Source organism: Pseudomonas sp. FG1, assembly GCF_034313875.1.
Taxonomy (GTDB): Bacteria; Pseudomonadota; Gammaproteobacteria; order Pseudomonadales; family Pseudomonadaceae; genus Aquipseudomonas; species Aquipseudomonas veronii.
Genome location: NZ_JAVIWP010000001.1, coordinates 2,495,773 through 2,515,715, shown reverse-complemented (window position 1 = coordinate 2,515,715; position 19,943 = coordinate 2,495,773). Strand labels below are relative to the sequence as shown.

11 protein-coding genes and 2 pseudogenes are annotated in these 19,943 nt (G+C 61.0%); 9 read left to right on the top strand and 4 right to left on the bottom strand.

Going from position 1 to position 19,943, the window contains the following annotated elements:
* Window positions 1-9: 9 nt before the first annotated feature.
* Entirely contained in the window at window positions 10-1,356 is a 1,347-nt protein-coding gene (locus RGV59_RS11520) for an HD domain-containing phosphohydrolase (protein ID WP_046384557.1), read from the bottom strand.
* Window positions 1,357-1,613: 257 nt separating this feature from the next.
* On the opposite strand from RGV59_RS11520, the gene RGV59_RS11515 reads away from it, so the two are divergent.
* The 4 genes from RGV59_RS11515 to RGV59_RS11500 are packed head-to-tail and all read left to right on the top strand — an operon-like array spanning window position 1,614 to window position 7,711.
* A complete protein-coding gene (locus RGV59_RS11515) occupies window positions 1,614-3,488 on the top strand; it encodes a putative bifunctional diguanylate cyclase/phosphodiesterase (RefSeq protein WP_126586137.1) in 1,875 nt (624 codons plus the stop codon).
* 23 nt (window positions 3,489-3,511) lie between these two features.
* The gene (locus tag RGV59_RS11510) at window positions 3,512-4,498 is read left to right on the top strand and encodes a cytochrome-c peroxidase (RefSeq protein ID WP_046485807.1); all 987 of its coding nucleotides are present in this window, start codon (window positions 3,512-3,514) and stop codon (window positions 4,496-4,498) included.
* A gap of 10 nt (window positions 4,499-4,508) precedes the next feature.
* Entirely contained in the window at window positions 4,509-6,323 is a 1,815-nt protein-coding gene (locus tag RGV59_RS11505) for a DAHL domain-containing protein (RefSeq protein WP_126586139.1), read from the top strand.
* The gene (locus RGV59_RS11500) at window positions 6,320-7,711 is read left to right on the top strand and encodes an ATP-binding protein (RefSeq protein WP_046485811.1); all 1,392 of its coding nucleotides are present in this window, start codon (window positions 6,320-6,322) and stop codon (window positions 7,709-7,711) included. The genes RGV59_RS11505 and RGV59_RS11500 overlap by 4 nt, the downstream gene beginning before the upstream one ends.
* A gap of 36 nt (window positions 7,712-7,747) precedes the next feature.
* On the opposite strand, the pseudogene RGV59_RS11495 reads toward RGV59_RS11500, so the two are convergent.
* Together RGV59_RS11495 and RGV59_RS11490 are read right to left on the bottom strand one after the other, a co-directional pair.
* A pseudogene (locus RGV59_RS11495) lies at window positions 7,748-7,816 on the bottom strand (addiction module antidote protein, HigA family); the annotation flags it as partial.
* A gap of 3 nt (window positions 7,817-7,819) precedes the next feature.
* Window positions 7,820-7,987: pseudogene (locus RGV59_RS11490) on the bottom strand (type II toxin-antitoxin system RelE/ParE family toxin); the annotation flags it as partial.
* Window positions 7,988-8,290: 303 nt separating this feature from the next.
* Between RGV59_RS11490 and RGV59_RS11485 the strand changes: the two are divergent.
* The 5 genes from RGV59_RS11485 to RGV59_RS11465 all read left to right on the top strand — a co-directional run bounded on the left by RGV59_RS11485 (window position 8,291) and on the right by RGV59_RS11465 (window position 18,205).
* The gene (locus RGV59_RS11485) at window positions 8,291-9,910 is read left to right on the top strand and encodes an FMN-binding glutamate synthase family protein (RefSeq protein WP_017844582.1); all 1,620 of its coding nucleotides are present in this window, start codon (window positions 8,291-8,293) and stop codon (window positions 9,908-9,910) included.
* Between the two features lie 12 nt (window positions 9,911-9,922).
* Window positions 9,923-10,207 carry a putative quinol monooxygenase gene (locus tag RGV59_RS11480; protein ID WP_017844581.1) on the top strand — a complete coding sequence of 95 codons (285 nt, stop codon included), beginning with the start codon at window positions 9,923-9,925 and terminating at the stop codon, window positions 10,205-10,207.
* A gap of 266 nt (window positions 10,208-10,473) precedes the next feature.
* Entirely contained in the window at window positions 10,474-11,622 is a 1,149-nt protein-coding gene (locus tag RGV59_RS11475) for an OpgC family protein (protein WP_126586141.1), read from the top strand.
* Window positions 11,623-11,684: 62 nt separating this feature from the next.
* Complete coding sequence (locus RGV59_RS11470; RefSeq protein ID WP_322246950.1) at window positions 11,685-15,110, top strand: DUF6543 domain-containing protein; 3,426 nt, start codon at window positions 11,685-11,687, stop codon at window positions 15,108-15,110.
* The gene (locus RGV59_RS11465) at window positions 15,014-18,205 is read left to right on the top strand and encodes an NEL-type E3 ubiquitin ligase domain-containing protein (protein WP_322246949.1); all 3,192 of its coding nucleotides are present in this window, start codon (window positions 15,014-15,016) and stop codon (window positions 18,203-18,205) included. The genes RGV59_RS11470 and RGV59_RS11465 overlap by 97 nt, the downstream gene beginning before the upstream one ends.
* 45 nt (window positions 18,206-18,250) lie before the next feature.
* On the opposite strand, the gene RGV59_RS11460 is transcribed toward RGV59_RS11465, so the two are convergent.
* Entirely contained in the window at window positions 18,251-19,669 is a 1,419-nt protein-coding gene (locus RGV59_RS11460; protein ID WP_046485818.1) for an amino acid permease, read from the bottom strand.
* Between the last annotated feature and the right edge of the window lie 274 nt (window positions 19,670-19,943).

Genomic DNA, 19,943 nt, shown 5'->3' with positions numbered 1-19,943 from the left:
TGAATCGCCTCAGCTCAAAAGATGGGGCTCTTCCGGTTCGCGGATAAACACGCTGTACTTGGCGCCCTCCATGGCTTCAAACGCGATCAGCTTGTCCACCAGCGGCAAGTTGAGCACTTTGCCGGCATTGAGCAGCAACATGCCGTTATCGGCGTTGAGGTTGCGCGCCAGGATCATGCCGTCGGCCAGTTCGCGGGTGCTCAGCACTTTGACACTCGGGTCGCCCAGGGTCACGTCGTTGAGGAACGCGGCGCAGGCCAGGACGAAGTCTTCGACCATGTCCGGATCATAGAGCCGCCCCGCGTACTTGCGGATGTACAGCAGTGCTTCATCGCTGTTCATCTGCCGTTCCAGGATCAGGCCCTTCTGCAGTTCGATGAAGTCCACCGCCAGTTTGAGCAAGCGCGCGCCTACGGGAATCGTTTCACCCTTGAGGTGATCGGGAAACCCGGTGCCGTCCCACCGCTCCTGGTGATGGCGGATCAGCCGTGCGGCGTCCTTCATCGGCTCGAGCGTCATCAGCAACGACTCGCTCTGCGCCGGGTATGCGCGATAGCGTTCGCGGTCGTTGCTGTGCAGCAGTTCCGACGGGACGGCCATCATGCCGTCGCTCCAGCTCAATTTGCCGATGTTGTAGAGCGCGGCGGCCATGGTCAGGTCACGGGCGCTGGCTTCGTCCAGCGCCTGGGCTTTGCAGTACACGCGGATCAGCTCGATCAACTGGCGGTTGGTCTGCTTCTGCTTGGGCAGGCGCAGGTTGGCCAGCAGCGAAAACACTTCGGTGCCGGTCACATAGCTGCGCTTGAGCTCGTCGTAGGCCAGGTCGAGCATGTCGGCGGTTTGCTGCAGCTCGCTGGTGCGCGCTTCGACGCGCTTTTCCAGGGTGGCGTTGAGGGCCTTCAACTGCTCGTTCTGATCGCGGGTCAACTGCTCAAGACGCACGCGCTCGCGTTCGGAATGCTGGTGTTCGAGGGACTGGCGCAACGTCAGGAGCATTTCCTCGTCGTTCCAGGGTTTGCTGATATAGCGGTGGATCTGACCTTCGTTGATCGCCTTGATCATCATGGTCATGTCGGCATAGCCAGTCAGCAGGATGCGCGTGGTGGCCGGGTACAGGCGGTGGGTCTCGGCCAGCAGCATCGCCCCGTCCATCGCGGGCATGCGCGCGTCGGTCATGAGCAGGTCGACGGGCTCGGCAGCCATGATTTCCAGGGCCTGGGCACCACTGCTGGCCAGCAGCACATCATAAGGCTGGCCCCGCAGCAGACGGCGCAGGCTGTTGAGGATCGATTCTTCATCGTCGACCAGCAAAATAGTAGGTCTGTAAGGGGACGTCGTAGCAGTTTGTTCATCCATGGCGACACCTCCTGGCGATGGCACTCGGTTGCTTCATTGCGCCCCGGCGTGATCGATCACTGTACTTGCATAAGCAATGAGCGCTAGATGCAGGCTGGGGTAACTGAGGGTGATTTGACGCCAACTGGCGTACTTATTCAAGGGACCCGACTATGCTAGTAGCATGAAGCCATGACTGTTCCCCGTTTATTGAAGCATTCAAGGTAAGGAAGCCCGATGCGTAAGAATCTTCAGTTGCCTGCGTCCCGGTGTCAGCCATGAATCCGTGCTCAGGAAGGGCCAATCGACGGGTGCTGATCGTCGATGACGCGGCCTCCATCCACGAGGATTTCCGCAAGATCCTGTGCGCCGATACCACAGGCGGCCAGTCTCTGGACAGCATCGAAGAAACCCTGTTCGGCACCGCCCCCACCGTGCGCCAGACTTTTGTGCTGGACTCCGCCTATCAGGGCCAGGAAGCCCTCGCCCTGGTCAACCAGGCCCTGGCCGACAACGCGCCCTACGCCCTGGTGTTCATCGATATGCGTATGCCGCCGGGCTGGGACGGCCTGGAAACCATCGAACAACTGTGGAACGTCGACCCGAACCTGCAGATCGCCCTGTGTACGGCCTACTCGGACTATTCCTTCGAAGCCATCGAAGCGCGCATCCAATACAGCGACCAGTTGCTGATCCTGAAAAAGCCGTTCGACAACCTGGAAATCCGCCAGATGGCCAGCGCGCTGACCTGGAAATGGCAGCTGGCCCAGGATGCCGCGCTCAAACTGATGGGGTTGGAGCGCACGGTCGAAGAACGCGTGCAGGAACTGCTGAAGGTCTCACACCTGCTGCAATACGACGCCCTGACCGAACTGCCCAACAGCACCCTGCTGGGCGACCGGCTGACGCAGGCCATTGCCGTCTGCAGGCGCCATGACACCCAGTTGGCCGTGATGTTTATCGGCCTGGACCGCTTCAAGCGCATCAACAATGCCCTGGGCTATCCGGTCGGCGATGAAATGCTCAAGCAGGTCAGCCAAAGCCTGGTGGTCACGGTGCGCGCGTCGGATTCGGTGTTTCGCTACGGCTCCGACCAGTTTGTGCTGATCCTCAACGACATCAAGCATCCCCAGCAAACCCAGTACATTGCCGAAAAACTGCTCGGCGCCATCAGCACGACACACTATGTGGCCGGGCATGACTTGAGTGTCACCGCAAGCCTGGGCATCAGCATTTACCCCAACGACAGTTTCAGCGCGGTGGAGCTGATCAAGAACGCCGAAACCGCCATGCACACCAGCAAAGCCCATGGCCCCAACGACTTCAGTTTCTTCGTCAACGAGATGAACCTGCGCGCCCAGGCCCAGCAGAGCCTGGAAAGCGCGATCCGGCAGGGCTTGCAGCGCGATGAGTTCATTTTGCACTACCAACCGAAACTGGATTTGAGCAGCGGGCGGATCGTCGGCGCCGAAGCCCTGATTCGCTGGCACCAGCCCGATCACGGCTGGATCTACCCGTCAGCCTTCATTCCCGTGGCCGAAGACAGCGGCCTGATCGTGCCCTTGAGCCAATGGGTGTTGCGCCAAGCCTGCGAGCAAGCACAAGCCTGGCGCGCCGCCGGCCTGCCTGCACTGTGTATCTCGGTGAATATTTCGGCGATTGATTTTCGCCAGCGCAATTTTGTCGCCAACCTGGCGGCCATTCTGCAACGCACCGGCCTGACGCCCAGTTTGCTTGAACTGGAGATCACCGAGAGCGTACTGATGCAAAACGTCGAGGACACGCTCGTCACCCTGCAAGACATCAAAGCCTTGGGCGTGCGGCTGTCGATCGACGATTTCGGCACCGGCTATTCCAGCCTCAGTTACTTGCGCCGGTTTCCCATCGATGTGTTGAAGATCGATCAATCCTTCGTGCGCGGCCTGGGCGAAAACAGCCAGGATGCACAACTGATCAGTGCCATCATCAGCCTGGGCAAGAGCCTGGACTTGAACATCATTGCCGAAGGCGTCGAAACCCTTGAGCAATTGGAGTTCCTCAGAGCCCACCGTTGTGAGGAGGGCCAGGGTTTCCTGTTCAGCAAAGCCGTGGCGGCCGCTGAATTCGCCCAATTGATGCAAGCCGGGCAACGCAGCCTGATGCCCCCCCAGTGACTGTCTATCCAAGGAACGAACGCTTGATCCGTCCCCTCACCCGCTCTCCTCGCCCGTCACCCTGGGCACTCGGCCTTGCCGTCGCCCTCGGGGTTGGCGCCGCCCTGCCCGCGGCGGCCGCACCACTGGATGAGCCGCTCAAACCACTGCCGCCGGTGCCGCTGCTGGATGTGGCAACAGTTGAGCTGGGTCGCCAGTTGTTCAACGAGAAACGCCTGTCGGTCAATGACAGCCTGTCCTGTGCCAGTTGCCACCAACTGGCAACGGGCGGGGGCGACGATAAGCCGTTTTCCTTGGGCTTTGATGGCAAGCCGGTCAAACTCAACACACCCACGGTGTTCAACGCCAGCCTGAATTTCAAGCAGTTCTGGGACGGTCGGGTGGATACCCTCGAGGCCCAGATCGAACAAGTGGTCATCAGCCCGGTGGAAATGGGCAGCGACTGGAAAACCGTGGTCGACAACCTCACCGCCATGCCGCAGTACCAGGCCGCCTTCAGTCAGGTGTACCCCGACGGCGTGACGGCGGCCAACGTGCAAAATGCCCTGGCGACGTATGAACGCACATTGCTCACGCCCAACTCCCGCTTCGACCAGTACTTGCTGGGCAATACCGAGATCCTCACGATCGAAGAAAAATACGGCTACCAACGCTTCAAGGAATATGGCTGCATCGCCTGCCATCAAGGCATGAATATCGGCGGCAACATGTTCCAGAAGTTCGGCGTGATGGATGATTATTTCAAGGGCCGCCCGCCCGCCGAGACCGACCTGGGCCGCTATCTGGTGACCCACGACGAAGAAGACCGTAACGTGTTCAAGGTGCCCAGCCTGCGCAATGTCGCCGTCACCGCGCCGTATTTTCACAACGCCTCGGCCAAGACCCTGGAAGAAGCCGTGGATGTGATGTTCAGATTCCAGCTGGGGCGCGTGCCCTCGGCGGAAGACAAGGACCAGATCATCAAGTTTCTCAAGACCCTGACCGGCCAATGGGCGGGCAAACCTTTATGAGCAGACGGTCATGAGACTCTCCCGCCACTACGTCATCCAACTACTACTGGGCACCGCGACCCTGCTGCTGGCATCGATACTGGTGTTCCTGTACATCAAATCAAGTACTGACCAGACCAGCCGTTACACCGAATCCCGCGACCTGATCCGCCAGATGCAGCAGCTCAACGCGCAGTGGGACAGTGAGGTGCTCAAGGCCAGAATCGCCCTGAGCCACAACTACGACCCCCTGGTGACGCCGCTGACGCAGATCACAAGAATCTGGGAGGAACTGCGCCAGCACGAGTCGTATCACGCGCCCAACGACCTGCCCGGCTGGCAAGCCAGCCTGGAGGCCGGTCAGGCGGCGATCCAGGACAAAGCGCGGCTGGTCGACCAGTTCAAGTCCCATAACGCCGTACTGCGCAACTCCCTGGCGTTCCTGCCGACCGCTGAAAACGATATCCAGGCCGCGTTCACACGACTCGACGACGAACAGCGGCTGCCACTGCAAAGCGTGGCCACCGACACCTATGACCTGCTGCTCAGCAGCATGGAATTCGCCCAGGTTGCCAGTGCCGACCGCGCGGCTGAGATTCTGTTGGGCCTGAACCTGCTGGCGGTGAACAAAGAACGCTTGCCGGCCGACTTCCACCTGCCGGTGGAGATTCTCAGCAACCACGTCGCGCTGATCCTGCGCGAACAGCCGCTGGTCAACACCTTGTTGGAACGCATCGCCGCGGTTCCCGTGGCCGAACGCCTGGACGAGCTGACCACCCACCTCAACCAGGATCAGCAGGCCGCCGACCTGATCGACCAGAAGTATCACAACTACTTGCTGGTGTTCTCCACCCTGCTGGTGGCATTGCTGCTGTACCTGGCCATCAGGCTGTTGCGCAGTTTCACCGTGATCAACCGCGTCAACCGCGCCCTGCACACCGCCAATGCCAGCCTGGAACAGCGCGTGGAAAAACGCACGCGCCAGCTCAGGGATGCGCAAAGCGAACTGCTCGACAGCGCCCGCCAGGCCGGCATGGCGGAAATCGCAACCAATGTGCTGCACAACGTGGGCAACGTGCTCAACAGCGTGAACATCTCCGCCGACCTGGTCGCCCGTAAGCTGCGCACCAGCAAAGCACTGGGGTTGGGCAAGGCCATGCAGTTGATCAACGAACACCCCGATGACCTGGGCACTTACCTGCGCGAAGACGAAAAAGGCAAACTGCTGCCGGGCTATCTCAACCAATTGGTGGAGGCCATCGCCGTCGAGCAACAGGGCCTGACCGACGAGCTGGCGCAATTGAGCAAAAGCGTCGACCACATCAAGGACATCGTCTCCACCCAGCAATCCTACGCCGGCGTTTCCAGCGTGCTGGAGCCCTTGCAGGTCAGCGCCCTGATGGACGACGCGCTGCGCATGAATTCCGGCGCGCTGAATCGCCATCATGTGACGGTGGTCAAGGAATACGCCGACGTACCGCAGATCATGGCCGACAAACACCGGCTGCTGCTGATCATGGTCAACCTGATCAGCAACGCCAAGTACGCCATGTCCAACCTGACCGACCGGCCTCGGCAGATTACGTTGTCGATCCAGACGATAGAGGACAACATCCTGCAAATCAGCGTCAAAGACGAAGGTGAAGGCATCCCCGCCGAAAACATGACGCGGATCTTCACCCACGGCTTCACCACTCGCAAGGAAGGCCATGGCTTCGGTCTGCACAGCTGCGCCTTGGCGGCGATTGAAATGAATGGCCGGCTTACCGGCTATAGCGATGGTCCGGGCAAAGGCGCGCTGTTCACCTTGCAAATCCCCCTCAACGATGCTGCAGGCCCCGCATGAACCAACCACCGAACCGGCGCATTCTGCTGATCGACGACACGCCCTCGATTCACGAAGATTTCCGCAAGATCCTCAAGCCGCCCCTGGAACAGAACCAGGCCCTGGACGCGATGGAAGCCGCGCTGTTCGGCACCAGCGACAAACAGCCGCAAAGCCCGCTGTTCGAGCTGGACTCCGCCTACGGTGGGCAGGAAGGTTTACAACTGCTCGAGGCGGCCATGGCGGCGCAACTGCCCTACGCCCTGGCCTTCGTCGACATGCGTATGCCCCAGGGCTGGGACGGCGCGCAAACCATCGAAGAACTGTGGAAGGTCGACCCGAACCTGCAGGTGGTGGTGTGTACGGCGTACTCGGATTATTCCTGGGAAGAGCTGCTGTTTCGCCTGCGTGCCCATGACCGGCTGCTGATCCTGAAAAAACCGTTCGACAATATCGAAGTCCAGCAAATGGCCAACACCCTGACCGCCAAATGGGACATGGCCCGCCGCGCATCCTTGCAAACCAGCCAGCTGGAGCTGTTGGTGGAACAGCGTACCCAAGCGCTGACCCAGACCAGCCAGGCCCTGCAACTGGAGATCGACGAGCGCAAACAGCTCGAAAGCCAGTTGGTGCAATCGGAAAAACTGGCGTCCCTGGGGCAACTCGCCGCGGGCGTGGCGCACGAGATCAACAACCCGGTAGGGTTCATTTCCTCCAACCTCGGCACCCTCGAAGGCTATTTCAAACAGCTGCAGCAGATGCTCGATGCCTACCGCCAGGCCGAAGCCGCGATCGGCGATGATCAGCTCCAAGCCCTGCGCCAACGCCTGGACCTGGACTTTCTCAGGGAAGATATTCCGACGCTGATTCACGAATCCAAGGAGGGCATTGGCCGTGTGGCGCAGATCGTCAAGGACTTGAAAGACTTTTCCCGAGTGGACACCGACCAGACCTGGCAGTGGGCCAACCTGCAACAAGGCATCGATTCGACCCTGAACATCGTCGCCAGCGAGCTCAAGTACAAAGCCGACGTCATCAAGCACTATGCGCCCTTGCCGGAAATCGAATGCCTGGCCTCGCAGCTCAACCAAGTGGTGATGAACCTGGTGATCAACGCAGCGCAAGCCATCGGGCCGGAGCGCGGCACCATAACCATCAGCGACGGCGTGGACGGCGAGAACATCTGGCTGGAAATCGCGGACAACGGCTGCGGGATTGCCCCGGACGCCCAGCTGAAAATCTTCGATCCGTTCTTCACCACCAAGCCGGTGGGCGAAGGCACGGGGTTGGGGCTGTCACTCTCCTACGGCATCGTCAAGAAACACCATGGCGAAATCTCCGTCAGCAGCGAACTGGGCAAAGGCACCACGTTCCGGGTGGTGCTGCCCATTCGCCAAACAGCGGTGTAGGCCCGTTCGAAAAAGCATCACGCAACGGTTGGATCAACGCAATACAATGTCATTCACCGTAGGGGCGGAAACATGCAGCGCCCTTGCGAGAGCGGCTGCGGTCAGGCCCAGCGGTTCCAGCCTATTCCCGGGCGGTGAGCGCAAATCAGCGAGTTCAACCGCCGCATCCAGCATGCTCAGCTGTCGTTCCACCACGGAAACGACAGCGGAGCAACGTCGGGTTCGACCGGTTTCAAACAGTTTTGGGGTTTCGGCGCATTTAAAGCTTCTGATCATCGCTTAATGCTTAACGTTATTCGTTAATGACCAGTTCTACATGGGTTGTCGATATATTCAACCGACAGTTGAATAGGCGCTGAGGGAGGGCGACGAGCGGTCAGTGCCGCCGTCAAAAAAAGCCGTTCCAGACACTGGAACGGCCTTAGAGGTAAGGCCGGAACGCCTCACGCCAACTGTCTATATCGGGCCAGTCCGCCGTGTCTATGCGACCCAAGCGAATGCACCTACAGGTTGTTCAGGGTTTCCTTACTGGCGCAGAATGCCGCACCGACCAGAAGAGTCCGATCCCAAGGTAACCGTATGAGCCTGTCCTTGCTAAGCCGCTACGCGGTGTTTGCCGTATGCGTGATGTTCACCCTCGCCAGCCTGCCCTTTGTCGAACATGAATGGTTATGGCCCATTACCCTGGTCACCGGCGCCCTCAGCCTGCTCGGCCTCTTCGACCTGCTGCAAAGCCCCCACGCGATACGCCGCAACTACCCGATCCTGGGCAATATCCGTTACCTGGTCGAGGGCATTCGCCCGGAGATCCGCCAGTACCTGCTGGAGTCCGACAGCGACGCCCTGCCCTTTTCCCGGGCGCAACGCTCATTGGTCTACTCGCGCGCCAAGAACCAAACCGCCGACAAACCCTTCGGCACCCTGATCGACGTGTACCAGTCGGGCTTCGAGTTCATCAGCCACTCCATGCGCCCCGCGCCGTTGACTGACCCGAGCTCGTTTCGCGTGATGGTCGGCGGCCCGCAATGCAAGCGGCCGTACTCGGCCTCGGTATTCAATATCTCGGCCATGAGCTTCGGCTCTCTGAGCGCCAACGCGATCCGCGCGCTCAACCAGGGCGCCAAGCTGGGTAACTTCGCCCACGACACCGGCGAAGGCAGCATCAGCCCCTATCACCGCGAAAACGGCGGCGACCTGACCTGGGAACTGGGCAGCGGCTACTTCGGCTGCCGCACCCGCGACGGCCATTTCGACCCGGAACGCTTCGCGGTGCAGGCCCAGAACCCGCAAGTACGCATGATTGAAATCAAGATGAGCCAGGGCGCCAAGCCTGGCCATGGCGGGATTCTGCCCAAGCACAAAGTCACCCAGGAAATCGCCGAGACACGCGGCATCCTGATGGGCGAAGATTGCGTCTCGCCGTCGCGCCACAGCGCGTTTTCCACGCCTATCGAGTTGATGCATTTCATCGCCCAATTGCGTGAGTTGTCTGGCGGCAAGCCGGTGGGCTTCAAGTTCTGCCTCGGTCATCCGTGGGAATTCATGGGCATCGCCAAGGCCATGCTCGAAACCGGCATCCTCCCCGACTTTATCGTGGTCGACGGCAAGGAGGGCGGCACTGGCGCCGCGCCCGTGGAGTTCACCGACCACATCGGCGTGCCGCTGCGCGACGGCCTGCTGTTCGTCCACAACACCCTGGTGGGCTTGAACCTGCGCGACAAGATCAAACTCGGCGCCAGCGGCAAGATCGTCAGCGCCTTCGACATCGCCAGCGTGCTGGCCATCGGCGCCGACTGGGCCAACTCGGCGCGCGGCTTCATGTTCGCCATCGGCTGCATCCAGTCGCAAAGCTGTCACACCAACAAATGCCCGACCGGCGTCGCCACCCAGGACCCACTGCGCCAACGCGCCCTGGTCGTGCCGGACAAGGCCCAGCGCGTGTTCAACTTCCACAGCAACACCCTCAAGGCCCTGGCCGAAATGCTCGCGGCAGCGGGCCTGGAACACCCGTCGCAACTGTCGGCCAAGCATTTGGTGCGACGCATGTCGGCGACCGAAATCAAGCTGTTCTCTCAGCTGCATGTGTTCCTCAAGCCAGGGGAATTGCTGACCGGGGAAGTGAACGGCGAGTTTTATTCGCGCATGTGGCAGATGGCGCGGGCGGATAGTTTTGAGCCGCAGGAAGTCGTTGCGGCGTAGGGGAGCCAGGATATGTTGAAAGTCATCGCGGAAGATTTCATCAAGCCCGAACACCTGGACACGGTGCGCCCGTGGTACGCCGAACTGGTGGAAAAAACCCGCCAGGAACCGCTGTGCATCGCCTACGATCTGTTTGTCGATCAGAAAGACCCGGGGCACTTTATCTTTGTCGAGCAATGGCCCGATCAGGCGGCACTCGATACCCATTGCCAGACCGAACACTTCACCCGGCTGGTGCCACAGATCAACGAGCACCAAGCCAAGCCCTGCAGGGTGCTGCTGATGGACGCATTCTGACCCAGCCTTTACCACGCTGAAGCGGACCACCGACGGCACTATTGAAACCAGCAGGTTCACATGCCGTTGCGGGACTTCGCGACCATCGCCAGATTTTTCTGGCGATGGCCCATGTTGCCCCCGTGCCGCCATTGAGACATTCAGTAATACCCAGCCTTTGCAATCGCTTACAAATACCGCCAACCTGCGCCCCCTCGACGTGCGGCGTAAGACAACAGCCGCGCGCGCCAGTCATTACTAAACCTTTCGTACAAGAGCCCGCTGCCATGCTGAACGGACGCGACCCGCGCATCGATTTTTTTCGGGGCCTGGCGTTGATCTTCATTTTCTGGGATCACGTCCCCCACAACCCCCTCGGCCAGATCACCCTGCGCAACATCGGTTTCAGCGATGCGGCGGAGGTGTTTGTGTTCCTCGCCGGTTACGCCGCCGTATTGGCCTACGGCAAAGTCCTGCAACGCGACGGCTATTGGATCGCCTCGCTGAAAATCCTGCGGCGCGCCTGGGTGCTGTATGTGGTGCATATCTTTTTGCTGGCGATGCTGATGGGCATCGTGTTCTTCGCCAACAGCCATGTGGAAACCCGCGACCTGGTCGAAGAGATGGGCCTGACGCACTTCGTCACCCACCCGCAGCAGGCGCTCACCGATGAATTGCTGTTGCGCTTCAAGCCCAACCTGATGGACCCGCTGCCGCTGTACATCGTGCTGCTCGGCGGGCTGCCGCTGGTGCTGCCGTTGCTGCTGCGCCAGACCTGGGCGGTGGTGGGCGTGTCGTTGAGCGTGTACCTGCTGGCGCCGTGGATGGGCTGGAACCTGCGGGCGATTGCCGATGGCGTGTGGTACTTCAACCCCGTCACCTGGCAGTTGCTGTTTGTGCTCGGCGGCGCGGCGGCGATTCATGCCCGCCGGCCACGCCCGGCAGAGCGCCGCGCGCTGCTGCGTCAGCCGCTGTTTGTGGCAGCGGCGGGCTACTCGCTGCTGGCCGCGATCATCACGCTGGCCTGGCGCTGGCCCGAGGTGCATGACGCGCTGATGCCCGCGTGGCTCAGCGAACGGCTGTACCCCATCAGCAAGACCGACCTGTCGCCGGTGCGCCTGGTGCATTTCCTGGCGCTGGCTTATGTCACCGCCAAGCTCTTGCCCCATGCCGGCTGGACCCGCCATTGGCTGGCGCAACAGACTTGCCGCATGGGCCGCTATTCCCTGGAGGTGTTCTGTCTCGGCGTGCTGCTCGCACCGCTGGCGGACATGCTCAACGCCCTGGCCGGCGACGCGTTGGCCATGCAGCTATTCAGCGCGTTGGCAGGCGTGGTGTTGATGGGCGCTCTGGCGACCTGGCTGGAATTCAACAAACGCCTGGACAGCAGGTTGCAAGCACGTCGCTCACTGCCCACGTCATCATTAAATAGATAGCCCCGGCCGTTTTCGCGACGGTGCTTCCATGCCCTTCCACTTATCGTGAAAGGGTATGGCTGATGTCAACTTATCAACGACTCAACGGGTTATCAGGCAACTTGCAGTCCAGCAGTTCCTGGTCAAGGCAACAAGCCCTTGAGCAGATTCAGAACAACGTGATTCAAGCCATGAGCAGCTTGAACCCACAGGAAAAAGCCCGCTACGTCAGGTTGCAACGCGAAGCATTGAGCGCCTTGACCGCTCTGGAACACGCCCAGCAAGCGCTGACCCGCGACTTCAAGACTCAAGGCCTTGCGCAACTGCGGGAAAAAATCGGCGGGCGCGATCCCGAGCAATACACCCTGTTCACCCGCTACAAGGAGAAACGGGAGCAGGGCTTCCCCTGGGACCCGCCGCAGCCGCTCCTTCCGCTCAATACCGTGCCCTTGCCCGCCGCGCGCTATCGTCGGGCCCATTACGACTTCCATTACATTGAGCATCTCAAGCACATGTCGCTGTGGGAAGCGGCCTGTCTCAACTACGGTTTCACCCACTCCATTCACGGGGACTCGGGTTTCAGCCTGGTGGAAGCCAGCTATATCGTGGGGCCGGACAACGACAGAAGCCTGGGCGCACTGGCCTTCATCGAAGCCGCCCGCACGCTGGACCTGGGCGCTCAACTGCGCGACAAAGCCCGTACCGCCATGGCGCCGGGCGGGCCGTTGCGCCCATTGTTCGAGGCGTCGGCCAAGGCCAGCCTGCTGTTCGACGCAATCGAAGCCTACCGCAACCGTGCCACTACCGGCGTCACCCTGGAGATCTACACGCGACTCAACGCCGCCATCGAAGGCACTGGTGCGCAATTGCCGTTCGACACGCTGAACCTGAGCTCCGGTATCACCCCCCTGATCTCGGTGCCCTTCGTCCCCTGGGACAGTTGCATCCCCGTGCCCTTAATGCTGATTCGCGTGGCCAGCCTGGGCGTGTTGTCCTACTTCCCTTTCCGTCCCGGCGGGGCGTTGCAATACCACGACGATACCCAGGCCGCCGAGTACGCGTTTCGCACACAACTCACTGACAGCCACGCGAAAAAAGACCTGGGCTGGTTCTCCCGGCAATTGCCCTTGATCGGGCTGTCGGTGTTCAGATCACTGATCAACAAAGCGCCGCATCTGAAGGGGTTCAGTTGGTTAGGCGCTTATGTGTACGACGGTTTTCACCTGGCCTTCTCAACAAAGACCCTGGACAACATCCGCTTCAACACCGACATCAAATCCGGGCGCGCAATCACCCTGGTGCAGGCGTGTGCCTATCGCCAGATCCAGCGCTTTCAGTCAGACCTCGACACACTGGCGCAAACCCGCTCGGAAAAAGACTGGCAAGCCCTCAAAGATGCGGCGGCGGCGATTGCCGGTGAAGTGCTGCAGATGCTGCTTACGCCATTGCCCGGCGGCGTCACCGGCATGAACCGGGTCATGCAACTCGCGGTCATGGGCAGCCTGACCTACAGCGCCGCCCAGGGCGTGAATGAGCTGGCCAAGGGCGAAGCCAGCGGATTTGCCTCGGCGCTGGCCGATGTCACCGACCTGGCCGTCAGCGGCAAGCTGATCTCAACCGCCGGAAGGGCCCATCGCCAACGCATGCACGCGTACCTGGAAAAACTCGGCAACCCGTACAAAATCACGCGCGCCGACGGCAGCCATGGGCTCTGGAAAGCCGACGCCCAACCGTATGCCCACGACAACCAGCGCCTGGTCAACGGTATCACCCCCAACGCACTGGGCATTTACACGGTCGAGGGTCACCTCTACGCCAAACTGCGCCAGGGCGAGATGGACGTGCTGATCGAAGTCAAATTCGACGACGCGCACAAACGCTATGTACTCACACGCGGTAAAGACGGCTACACCCCAGCGATCATATTCGCCCCAGAGCTCCAGGCCTGGACCTTCGATCTGCACAATGCCCATCTCCTGTCCAACCCGGAGTTGCTGCAACGCATGCTGCCCAACGGGGCGTCGACGATCCCGTCGGCCGACCTTGAACACATGCTACGCAGCACCGCCACCACTCGCGATACGCTGGATCGCGTGTGGCGCGCCCAGCCGGCACCGTTGAACCTGATCGAAGGCGCCCGGCGACTGCAGGTCGATCAGCTCATCCAGCAAATCATCGAGCGGTTCCCCCAACCCGGCCAACTGCCGGCGCATGCCGACAGCACGGTCTTCTGCCTGCTGACCCAACTCAACGGCTGGCCGACCGACACCCTGCTGCATATCCATGATGCACAAGGCACGCGGATCGAGACCTACGGCAAAACCGAGCAACCACCCCCGCGCCCCCATGCCATCAACCTCAAGCGCCGCGAGGATGGCAGCTACACAGACCTCAACGACGCGGGCAGCGGCCCCGAGGGCAACGAGCACCTGCTTCAACTGATCATCCGCCAGCAACCACGCGACTCGGTCCTGGGTAAAGAGGACCAACCCAACGCCTCCGAGGACGCGCGCGTCAGCAGCGTACGCCAACAGGTTGGCGCATTGGCAAGCCTCGAGCGCCACGCGCTGTTTTCGGCGCTGTTCGATTACTGGGGCTACGAAAAAGCGGAACTCGCCGCCGCACCGGCGGCAAGACGGTTTCTGCCGGTCAAGGTGTCACCGGCCTTGATTACCGTCACGCCCTTGTTGAAAAAACTGCGCGACCTGAATCCGCCCCTGACCGCCGCCAACCTTGCGCGATTACTCGCCGAGCACCCGCTGACAGCACGCCAGCAAGAGGCGTTTCTGAGCAGTGGCACCTTGCCGGTAGCGTTCGTTGAAACACTCGATCGCCAACGTACCGCGTTGCGCATCGACGCGGTGATCGACAGCCTGTACAACCCCCGCGACTTCAATGCCGACACCGACCTCTGGGCCCGGGAATTTGCCGGCGCGCTGATCCGCGACACCCTCAAGCGTCCCTTCGTGGTCACGGATGTCAGCCAGGGCGAGACCTTCGTGCCCAGCGGTGCGGACGACCTCACCGTCAACCTGCGCTTGCACCCCGGCGGTCGCTACCAGGCCTATGACATCCGCAACGACAGTGAAATCCCCGTCTCACCCGCCCAAGACAGCTTCTACCTGGCCATCGCCTCGGTGCTCCACCCCCACGAACGTCAACAACTGGGCATGAGCAGTGTCACCGACGCCAAGGGCCTGCGCAAAACCCTGGGGGACAACATGAGCGCCCGACGCAACCCCCAAGGTCACGTCAGCCTGGTCAATGGCTCGCTGGTGCCCTACCAACACAACCTAATGCTGTCACCTGGCCTCAAACCCAGGACCGACGGGGTCTTCATGATTGAGGGCAACGAATACCTGCCGCTGTTCGGCAGCCTGTTCCGCATCGTCTTCGATAAAACGCTGTTCAAATGGCGACTCAAGCACCCGAAAAAATCGGTGTCGACACCCCGCTCCTGGAGCACAACGGCCAGGGCACCTGGCGCCTGGCCAGCGAGAACCCGATGACCTGGGACACCCACCAGCTATTCCACCGCCTGGGGCACGAGGACTACGCGTTTACGCAGGAACGGGCCAGTCAAATCCTCGCCCTGACCGACACCCCGGACCACGTGCTGCGCCAGGTACACCGTGCCACCCACCCGGTGCCGCCGTTGTTGGCCGACACCTGCAAACGCTTCAAGATCGAGCAACAGATTCAACACTTCATCAACGCACTGCGGGTGAACCCCAACACCCAGGAAGCCGAGCCGGCCCTGCAATTGCTGGTGATCTCCGCGTTGCCGGGATGGCCGGACAACCACAGACTGCAGATCGTCGGCCCCGGGAACGAGGTGCGCTATCAATACCCGGCCAGTGCGGGCCCGAACGCTGAAACAATCCTCGTGACCGAGCAGGACTACAGGGACGCCCGCCTGCTGAACCAACTCACCGGCTACGACACGCTGATCAATGCCTTGTTGGGCGAATTGCCCAGCTCCGCTGAAGAGCGCTTGTTCAAACTGGTGAAAAAAATCGTCGAGTTCGCCGAGAAAGAAACCAACCATCTGTTCAATTCGCTCTACCAAGAGAGCGAGCACCGCAGCCCCAACGTCGCGCGCGAACGCTTCAAGGCCGCACATGCCGACTTACCCAACAACACCGTCGACAGCATCCTCGGCCACGCAACGCCCCGCGAACTCAAGCAACTGCACGAGCACGGCAAGGTGAGCCTGCGCCTCGGCGAAACAGCCCGACTGACCGCCCACGAGGTGCGTCTGAACCGCGCCTTCGAGGGCTTGTACCTGGACAACCTGATCAACCCGGACAGCGACCGGATCATCCTGCACCTGCTCAACACCGTGCCCGGCTGGCCCAGCGACCTGCGCATCGAAGTCCGCGACCGACACTTCAGCGGCTCCAGCATCGAAGCCGCCGGCAACCCGGCCGGGACGCGCCAAAAAGTGCTGGTCAAGCAACACCAGGTCTACCACGCCTACGACTCACAAGGAGCGCCTCTCGCCGCGCCCGCCGGCAGCGGCAGCAACCTGCTGTCAGCCATCATCCAGACGTTGACCGACACCGAACGGAGCACGCTGGGAATCACACATGAAGACGACCTCGCGCCACTCCAGGAGCAGATCGCCAAGCTGGCGCTGTCCCAGCGCGTGGCGATAAAAAGCCTGCTGGACCTGCCGCACCTGCAACCCTGGCTGCAACCGCCGATGGGCCTGGATCGCTCATTTCTGGTGTACCCCGTCTGGAACTGGCTGTGGCCATTCGGCGGTAATCGCGCGCCGGACCTGGTGAACAGGGTCCAGGAACTCTACCCCCGGTTCGACAATGACACCGCCCGCACCTTCATCCGCTGGCTCAACCTGGATGAGCCGGCCGCCCTGATCGAGCTTGACCGACGCCAGGCCGAATACAGCTTCCTGGACATTGAACTGACCCGCTGGAGCGACACCCCCCGTGACACCGACAACGACGAAACCGACCCACTGGGCCTCCATCTGGGCCGTCGTCGCCATATCGCCAACACACTGCGCAGGGCCTGGCGACGGGATGAGCCGCCACAGGTCTACATCGATGGGTTGTTTCATGCGGAGTCATTAACACTGCAATTGGACACCATCGATCTGCCCACGGCGGCCTTTATCAACGGGTTCAGGGGCTTCGAGCACATCGAGCACCTGAGTATCGCCGGGGACAGCTTCCCCGCCTCGGGCCATGCATTCCTCGCGCTCTTCCCAGGCTTACGGGCCCTGCAAATCGACTGCCAGTTGAGCGAGCTACCGAGCGCCATCACCCAGATGACGCAACTCACCCGCCTGAACCTGGAAGGCAATGCGCTGGTTTTAACCGAGGAGTCCGCCGCACGCCTCGCCGCCATGGTCAACCTGGAAAACCTCAACCTGGGTTACAACCCCCTGGGGATCACGCTCGACGTCACGCGAATGAGCCAACTCTCGACCTTGGATTTAAGAGCAACCCATACCCAACAATGGCCGATCGGCGCCGCAGATCACGCGAATCTGAACACCCTGTACTTGCAGGAAAACCAGATTTCCAGCATTCCCGAGCGCGTGTTTACCCACCCCAGAGCCATCATCCGAAATCGTTCGACGTTCCTGCATGACAATCCGCTGTCGCCCCAAACCTTGCAGCGCGTTAGGCAATACCACGTCGACATTGGCATGGCCGTAGGGGGCTCCCTCCCCGGCATCGCCCACACGCCGCCCGCCGAACGCGGCATTTTGCCTTGGCTGGTCCACCTGAAACCCTTTAAACACGACAGCGCCAGAGAACTGTGGAACGGTCTGTCAAGCCATGAAGGCGCCCGTCCCGATGATGTCTTCAGAGTGTTGGCGGACTTGACCAAGTCTCTGGAGTACACCGTCGCTGGAAATGCACGTAAAAAACTGACATTCCGGGTCTGGAACCTGCTCGATGGCCTGAGCAACTCCACCGAGCTGCGCGAAAAAGTGTTCCTCAACACCCATGCGGCGGGCACCTGTGGCGACGGCGCCATACTGCTGTTCAACAACATGGAGCTCATGCACCGAGTGCATCAGACCCTCGCTCGATACGACGAAAACCGCATCGACCGCGAACTGCTCGGCCTGGCCAAACAAGTGTATTACCTGGAGCAGCTCGACCAGTTCGCCGACGATCACATCAGCCGCTTGACCGCGCAAGGGCGTTCGCCGGACCCCGCCGAAATCACCCTGTTCTATCGGGTGATGTTGCGCGAGGAATTCAACCTGCCGGTCCAGGCGGACCAAATGTTGTATTCAGTGGAGGGGTACGGCGTGGTCGACAACGATGTCCAACAGGCGCGTCAAATGCTGCGCGGGTTGAAGGATTCCCCTGGGCTGGCGAACGCGTACAAAACCTGCGACTTCTGGCTCGACTACCTGGAACGACGCTTTCCCGCGCCCTTCTTAACGATCAAGGAAGTGACCCGCTACAAGATCGGGCTCTTGCAAAAGGAGCTGCCGGACAAACACTCCGATGAACACCTCGACCGCCTGCAAGCGCTGATCGACACGCAGACCGCCGAGCGCAACCGCCTCATCGGCCAGTTGACGGACGCCGCCCTTCACGCGTTGCCGCGCGATTGAGCGCATCAAGGCGGCCTGTGCGCCACAGGCCGCCTTGAACAAGCGTTACGCCGAGCGCGCGACGCCTTGGGCAACCTGGGTCGGTTGCAATTTGAACGTGTAGAACAGCACCGTCAGCAGCACCAGGAATACCGGGCCGACATACAGCGCGACGCGGGTGTCCGGGAAGTACGCCATCAGGCCCACCACCAGCACCAGGAACGCCAGGGCCAGGTAGGAACTGATCGGGTACAGCCACATGCGGTACTTGAGGCCCGCCTGTTCCGCCGGGCTCAGGCTCTTACGGAACTTGAGCTGCGCCAACAGGATCATCACCCAGGTCCAGATCGCGCCGAAGGTGGCAATCGAGGTGACCCAGACGAAGACTTTCTCCGGCACCAGGTAGTTGAGCAGCACGCCCAGCAGCAAAGCAGCGATCGACAGCAGCAACGCATTGCGCGGTACGCCGTTGCGCGAGGTGGTGCCGAAGGTCGCGGGGGCCTGGCCGTTCTGCGCCAGGCTGTAGAGCATGCGCCCGGTGCTGAAGATGCCGCCGTTGCAGGACGACAAGGCAGCGGTGATCACCACGAAGTTGATGATGCCGGCGGCGGTCTTGATGCCCAGACGCTCGAAGGTCATCACGAACGGGCTGCCCTGGGTGCCGATTTCATTCCACGGGTAGATCGACAGAATCACGAACAACGCGCCGACGTAGAACAACAGAATGCGCCAGAACACCGAGCCGATGGCATTCGGGATGGTCTTCTGCGGGTTCTTCGCTTCACCGGCGGTGAGGCCGATCATTTCCACGCCCAGGTAGGCGAACATCACCATTTGCAGGGACATCAACACCCCCTGCACACCGTTGGGCATGAAGCCGCCGTGGGCCCACAGGTTGGAAATCCCCAACGCCACGCCGTCATTGCCGAAGCCGAACGCGATAATGCCGACGCCACCGATCACCATGGCGATGATGGTGACGATCTTGATCAGGGCGAACCAGAACTCGAACTCACCGAACGCCTTCACCGCGATCAGGTTGATCGTGCCCATGCTGATCAAGGCTGCCAGGGCCCAGATCCAGCGCGGCACATCGGGGAACCAGACGCCCATGTACACGGCCACGGCGGTGATTTCCGCGACGCAGGTCACCAGCCACAGGAACCAGTAGTTCCAACCGGTGAGAAAGCCCGCCAACGGGCCGAGGTAATCCTGGGCATAGCGACTGAACGAGCCGGCGACGGGGTTGTGGACCGCCATTTCGCCAAGCGCGCGCATGATCACCAGGATCGCCAGGCCGCCAATGATGTAAGAGAGCATGATCGCCGGGCCGGCCATTTCAATGGCCTTGGCCGAGCCAAGGAACAGGCCGACACCGATGCAGGCGCCGAGGGCCATCAGGCGAATATGCCGTTCGCCCAGTTCACGTTTCAGCGGGCCGCCCTGAGCGGTCTCGCCATGAGGCAGGTGGTTGCCAACTGGCATAGGGGTACAACCTCGTCTTGTTATTGGATTAAGCCACCGAGTACTCGACGTCGCAGCAGGTCCGCCAGGACGCCTCACACCGGGTTCGCCTCATGGGCCAACCCGTCTGGCCAGGGCCAGTTCAGCGGGGGTGCAGTATAAAAAGCTCAACCCAGGGTTTTTCACTTAATAAACGGCAAGATTCAGCGAGAACTCGCGGTAAAAGCGGCTTTTGTGGAGGGGCATTACCTGGATAGCGTAAGGATTTTCTCCGTTTGACGCGCGCCGAGTATTG

What these genes read in the sequence shown, in the direction of transcription:
- RGV59_RS11520 (WP_046384557.1), bottom strand. Translation starts at nt 1,356, where the DNA reads ATGGATGAACAAACTGCTACGACGTCCCCTTACAGACCTACTATTTTG.
- RGV59_RS11515 (WP_126586137.1), top strand. Translation starts at nt 1,614, where the DNA reads ATGAATCCGTGCTCAGGAAGGGCCAATCGACGGGTGCTGATCGTCGAT.
- RGV59_RS11505 (WP_126586139.1), top strand. Translation starts at nt 4,509, where the DNA reads ATGAGACTCTCCCGCCACTACGTCATCCAACTACTACTGGGCACCGCG.
- RGV59_RS11500 (WP_046485811.1), top strand. Translation starts at nt 6,320, where the DNA reads ATGAACCAACCACCGAACCGGCGCATTCTGCTGATCGACGACACGCCC.
- RGV59_RS11485 (WP_017844582.1), top strand. Translation starts at nt 8,291, where the DNA reads ATGAGCCTGTCCTTGCTAAGCCGCTACGCGGTGTTTGCCGTATGCGTG.
- RGV59_RS11480 (WP_017844581.1), top strand. Translation starts at nt 9,923, where the DNA reads ATGTTGAAAGTCATCGCGGAAGATTTCATCAAGCCCGAACACCTGGAC.
- RGV59_RS11475 (WP_126586141.1), top strand. Translation starts at nt 10,474, where the DNA reads ATGCTGAACGGACGCGACCCGCGCATCGATTTTTTTCGGGGCCTGGCG.
- RGV59_RS11470 (WP_322246950.1), top strand. Translation starts at nt 11,685, where the DNA reads ATGTCAACTTATCAACGACTCAACGGGTTATCAGGCAACTTGCAGTCC.
- RGV59_RS11465 (WP_322246949.1), top strand. Translation starts at nt 15,014, where the DNA reads ATGGCGACTCAAGCACCCGAAAAAATCGGTGTCGACACCCCGCTCCTG.
- RGV59_RS11460 (WP_046485818.1), bottom strand. Translation starts at nt 19,669, where the DNA reads ATGCCAGTTGGCAACCACCTGCCTCATGGCGAGACCGCTCAGGGCGGC.